The sequence below is a fragment of the uncultured Arenimonas sp. genome (genome assembly GCF_963976025.1).
Taxonomy (GTDB): domain Bacteria; phylum Pseudomonadota; class Gammaproteobacteria; order Xanthomonadales; family Xanthomonadaceae; genus Arenimonas.
This window is the reverse complement of the sequence record NZ_CAXBJS010000199.1, coordinates 1-4,668: the sequence shown is the minus strand read 5'-3', so window position 1 is coordinate 4,668 and position 4,668 is coordinate 1. Positions and strand designations below refer to the sequence as shown.

Here is a 4,668-nt window from a genome sequence, read left to right as displayed (position 1 = left end):
AGCCGTACGACGGTCGTCCGTTCAACTTCTACCTGTACGACTCCTACGGCCGTACCACCTACTTCCGTTACACCCAGACCTTCTGATTTGGGTTTAATTGGTTGATTCGAAGGGCCCCGGCAACGGGGCCCTTCTTTTTTTGGCGGACGCCCCGGTGTCGTGGCCCTTCTTTTTTCCGGGGTCGCCCCGGACAATGGCGGCATGGAACCGATCCATGACACCGTCGCCGACCCGTCCGCACGGCGCGCCGCCTGGTCCGCCTACTGGGCCACCGGCGGCCTGCATTCCTGCGTGGGCAGCTTCGACGGCAACTACAGCGGCGCCATTGGCGACTTCTGGCGCGGCGTGTTCAAGGACCTGCCGGAAGGTCCCCTGCGCGCCCTGGACCTGGCCACCGGCAACGGCGCCCTGCCGCGCCTGCTGTGGGAACACCGCGGTGACCGCCCCGGACTGGAAGTGGACGCCGTCGACCTGGCCCAGCTGGCGCCGGGCTGGCTCGATCCCGTGCAGCACGCCGGCCTGCGCTTCCATGCCGGCGTGGCGATGGAACAGCTGCCTTTCGCCGACGCCAGCTTCGACCTGGTGGCCAGCCAGTACGGATTCGAATACGCGAACCGCGACGCCGCGCTGGCGGAAGCGCTGCGCGTGCTCAAGCCCGGTGGCCGGCTGGCCCTGGTGATGCACCACGCCGGTTCGGTGCTGGTGCGCGTGGGCCGCAGCGAACTTCAGAACCAGTCATTGCTGATGGCGCCCGATGGCCTGCTGGCGGCCACCGCGGCGGTGCTGCCGTGGATCGCGCGGGCGCGCGCAGGGCAAGACCCCAGCGGCGAACCCGAGGCCCTGCGGGCCCGCACGGCCTACAACGCCGCAGTCCAGGCGCTGGCTTCGTGCATTGCCGGCTCGGAAGCACCCGACCTGCTGCTGGAAACGCGCGACTGGGTAAACCGCCTGCTGGCGGGCACCGGGGCCGACCCGGCGCCGGCCCTGGCGGCCCTGGCGAGCTACCGCGAAGGCCTGGTCGCTGCCGGCCTGCGCACCGGCGAACTTATCGAACATGCGCTGGACGAAACACAGCTGGCGGCCCTGGTGTCGTCAGTGCAGGCCGCCCGTCCTTCCGGCCGGGTGCGTGTCGAGCCGGTGGCGCAGGCCGAGGGCCTGCTGGGCTGGGGCCTGCGCCTGGATCCGGCCTGAGGCCCGGTCAGGCTTCGGCTGGATCGTCGCCCAGCACCGCCAGCAGGGGCGCCAGCTCGCTTTCGTAGTGGCGCCAGCGGCCGATCGAGCGGGTATGCACGGGCTGGCGCACCTGCCAGCGGCTGGGCGTCTGCACGCCGCGTTCGCTGCGGTGGAAGTCCAGGCAGGCCGGATCCCAGTCCAGGCCCAGGAAATCCAGGGCGCGCCGGGCCTGGGTTTGTGTGTCGGCGGCCACGTCTTCGTAGCGCACTTCCAGGATCGGCAGCGGCAGCACGGATTGCCAGTGGCGCATCAAACGCGACTGCAGGCGCACCAGGTGGCCGATGCCGTCCAGGCGCGTGGCCAGGCGTTCGGCCAGGGCGAAGTTTTCGCCGTAGATCGAGATGGCGACGTCGCGCGGGTCGCGCCGGCACCACAGCACGCGCGCCTTCGGGAACATCAGCGCGACCAGGCCGAGCAGGTAGTAGTTCATCGGGTATTTGTCGATCACCCGCGCGGTGCCGGCGGGCGCCTGGCGCAGGGCGGCCGCCAGGTAACGTTTCGCCGCCGCGGGCAGGGGCTCGAGCGCGATGTCTTCTAGGATGTGCGGCCACTGCTGCGGACGCCCGCGGCGCGAGGGCAGGTCACGGGCGATCAGGGAAACGTCGGGCAGTTCGCCGGCGCCGTGCACCTGCGGGTGCGCGGCCAGCATCTGTTCGAGCAGGGTGGTGCCGCTGCGCGGCATGCCGACGATGAAAACCGGGCGCTCGTCCGGATTACCCAGGCCGGCGGCGCGTTCGAACAGCTCCCGGTTGAACACCGCAAGGCTGGCGTCGACGCGGCTGGCCAGGTCGGCGGGGTCGGGTTCGCCCTGGTCGCGCCGGCGTGCGGCGTTGGCCGCATGCCAGGCCTGCATGGCGCGCGGGTAGTCGCCGCGGCCGTCGAAGACCTTGCCCAGTTCGTAGCCGACCATCGCGCGTTCGTCGTCGCCGCGGGCGGGGTCGTCCAGCAGGGCCTGGGCTTCGTGCACGCGGGTGTCGTTCGCCTGGCCGCGGCGCAGGCCCAGCAGGCCCGCCAGCGGGAAGGCCCAGCCGGGGCGCAGGGCCAGGGCACGTTCGTAGGCGGCTTCGGCCTGGTCGCGGCGGCCGGAAATTTCCTCGGCCTGGGCGCGGGCCATCCACAGGTTCGCCGAGGCGGGATCGCGCTGCAGGGCCTGTTCGTACAGCGCGCCCGCGGCGTCGGCATCGCCGAGCCGGCTCAGGGTTTCGCCCAGCTTGAGTTCGACGTGTTCGTCGCCGGGCCGCAGCGCGGCCAGGGCGCGCCAAAGCGGCAGGGCGTCGGCGGCGTCGCCGACCTCGAACTCGGCCTGGGCCAGGCGTTCGAGCACGCGCTGGTTGCCGGGTTCAAGCGCATACGCCCGCCGCAGCGGCGCCAGGGCGTCGTGCAGGTGGCCCTGGCGGGCCAGGGTGAGCCCGATGAAGTGCCAGCCTTCGGCAAAATCCGGCTGCATCGCCACGCAGGCGCGAAAACATTCCAGCGCGTCGTCGGGGCGGCCCAGGTGGGCCAGCAGGCAGCCCAGCTCGAAGCGCAGCGCCACCGAGGCCGGTGCCAGTTCGTTGGCCCGCTGCATGTGCTGCAGGGCCAGGCCGGTATTGCCGGCCTGCAGCGCAGCCTGGGCCTGCTGCTTGTATCCGGCGGCGGTGGCGGGGGCGGGCGGGTTCATGCGCAAGGGTATGACGTCGGGGCCACAAGTCTAACCGCCCGGCCGGCAGGGCCGCGGCAGTAGAATGTGCGCATGTCCCCGGACCCGCGCCGCCCATGATCAGCAATGAACTCGACATCGCGCCCTACCGCCAGCGCCTGGCGCAGAACGGCCGCGTGCAGATCCCCGGTTTCCTGCAGGCCGATGCCGCCAATCGCCTGGCCGACTGCCTGCGCCGCGAAGTGCCCTGGACCACGGCCGAACGCGGATTGCCCGACAGCCCGCCCTGGACCGGCGACGTTGCCCGCCAGCGCATGCCCGAGGCCTACCGGCGCGCCGCCGCGGGTTTCCACTTCGTTTACGACCGCTACCTGATGGTCGAGGCCATGCGCGAAGGCCGCGACCCGCAGCTGGTGCTGCATGCGGTGCTGGCCTTCTTCAACAGCCCCGAATACCTGGGCTTCATCCGCGAACTCACCGGCGACAACTCGCTGGCGATGGTGGGTGCGCAGGCCACGCGTTACCTGCCCGGGCAGTTCCTGCGCGTGCACGACGACCGCCACGACGACGAGGCGCGGCGCTACGCCTACGTGCTGAACCTGTCGCGCAACTGGGAAGTGGACTGGGGCGGCCTGCTGCACTTCGTCGACGAAGACGGCGGCCATCGCGACGCGATGATGCCGCGCTTCAATTCGCTGAGCCTGTTCAAGGTGCCTTCGAAGCACTTCGTCGGCGTCGTCGCGCCCTGGGCGCAGGAACCGCGACTGGCGATCACCGGCTGGTGGCACGCCCCGCCGGCGGCCTGATCGGCCGCCAGGGGGCACGCGGCGGGCGTCAGCAGCAGCCGTGGTCGCCGAACTGGGCGTTGCCGGCCTGGGCCGCGACGCCGCGGGTCAGGCCCTTTTCACTGGCCACGTAATGTTCGGCGATCACCTTGGCCACGGCCGAGGTGACGCGCTTGCCGGTGGGGATGTGCAGGAATTCGTTGGGGCCGTGGGCGTTCGAATGCGGGCCCAGCACGCCGGTGATCATGAACTGCGCGCCCGGGAACTTCTCGCCCAGCATGCCCATGAACGGAATCGTGCCGCCTTCGCCCATGTACATGGCCGGGGCGCCGAAATATTCCTGGCTGGCGTGGTCGATGGCGTGTTCAAGCCAGGGCGCCAGGGCCGGCGCGTTCCAGCCGGTGCTTGCCTTTTCCAGCTCGACCTCGACCTTGCAGCCATGCGGCGGGTTGGCTTCGAACAGGCGCTTGAGCACTTCGCCGGCGCGCTTGGGTTCCAGCGTCGGCGGCAGGCGCAGGCTCAGCTTGATGGCCGTGTGCGGGCGCAGCACGTTGCCGGCGCTCGACAGCGGCGGCATGCCGTCCACGCCGGTGACCGACAGCGCCGGGCGCCAGGTGCGGTTGAGCACCAGTTCGGTGAGGTCGGGGTCCATCGGCGTCATGCCCGGCAGGAACGGGAACTTGTCCCAGATTTCCGTGCCCAGGACTTCGGAGGCGCGCTTGGCCTGCTGGCGGCGCTCGTCGGGGATGTCGACATACAGGTCTTCGACCAGGATCTTGCCGGTGGCCTCGTCTTCCAGCCGCGAAAGCAGCTGGCGCAGCAGGCGGAAGCTCGAGGGCACGATGCCGCTGGCGTCGCCGCTGTGCACGCCTTCGCTGAGCACGCTGACCTTGAGGTTGCCGCCGGCCAGGCCGCGCAGCGAGGTGGTGCACCAGAGCTGGTCGTAGTTGGCGCAGCCTGAGTCCAGGCACACCACCAGCGACGGTTTGCCGATGCGGTCGGCCAGGTGGT

General features: G+C 70.7%; 4 protein-coding genes. 2 read left to right on the top strand and 2 right to left on the bottom strand.

Annotated features, from left to right (window positions below):
• Nucleotides 1-201: 201 nt before the first annotated feature.
• Entirely contained in the window at nucleotides 202-1,191 is a 990-nt protein-coding gene (locus tag AACZ35_RS12590) for a methyltransferase domain-containing protein (protein WP_339829838.1), read from the top strand.
• A gap of 7 nt (nucleotides 1,192-1,198) precedes the next feature.
• On the opposite strand, the gene AACZ35_RS12585 is transcribed toward AACZ35_RS12590, so the two are convergent.
• Complete coding sequence (locus AACZ35_RS12585; protein WP_339829836.1) at nucleotides 1,199-2,893, bottom strand: sulfotransferase; 1,695 nt, start codon at nucleotides 2,891-2,893, stop codon at nucleotides 1,199-1,201.
• A gap of 95 nt (nucleotides 2,894-2,988) precedes the next feature.
• Between AACZ35_RS12585 and AACZ35_RS12580 the strand changes: the two genes are divergently transcribed.
• Nucleotides 2,989-3,678, top strand: a complete 690-nt coding sequence (locus AACZ35_RS12580; protein WP_339829834.1) for a 2OG-Fe(II) oxygenase family protein — start codon at nucleotides 2,989-2,991, stop codon at nucleotides 3,676-3,678.
• Between the two features lie 28 nt (nucleotides 3,679-3,706).
• Here the strand turns inward: AACZ35_RS12580 and AACZ35_RS12575 are convergent.
• Nucleotides 3,707-4,668 (bottom strand): peptidase dimerization domain-containing protein (locus AACZ35_RS12575; RefSeq protein ID WP_339829832.1); only part of this gene is annotated, 962 nt, incomplete at its 5' end.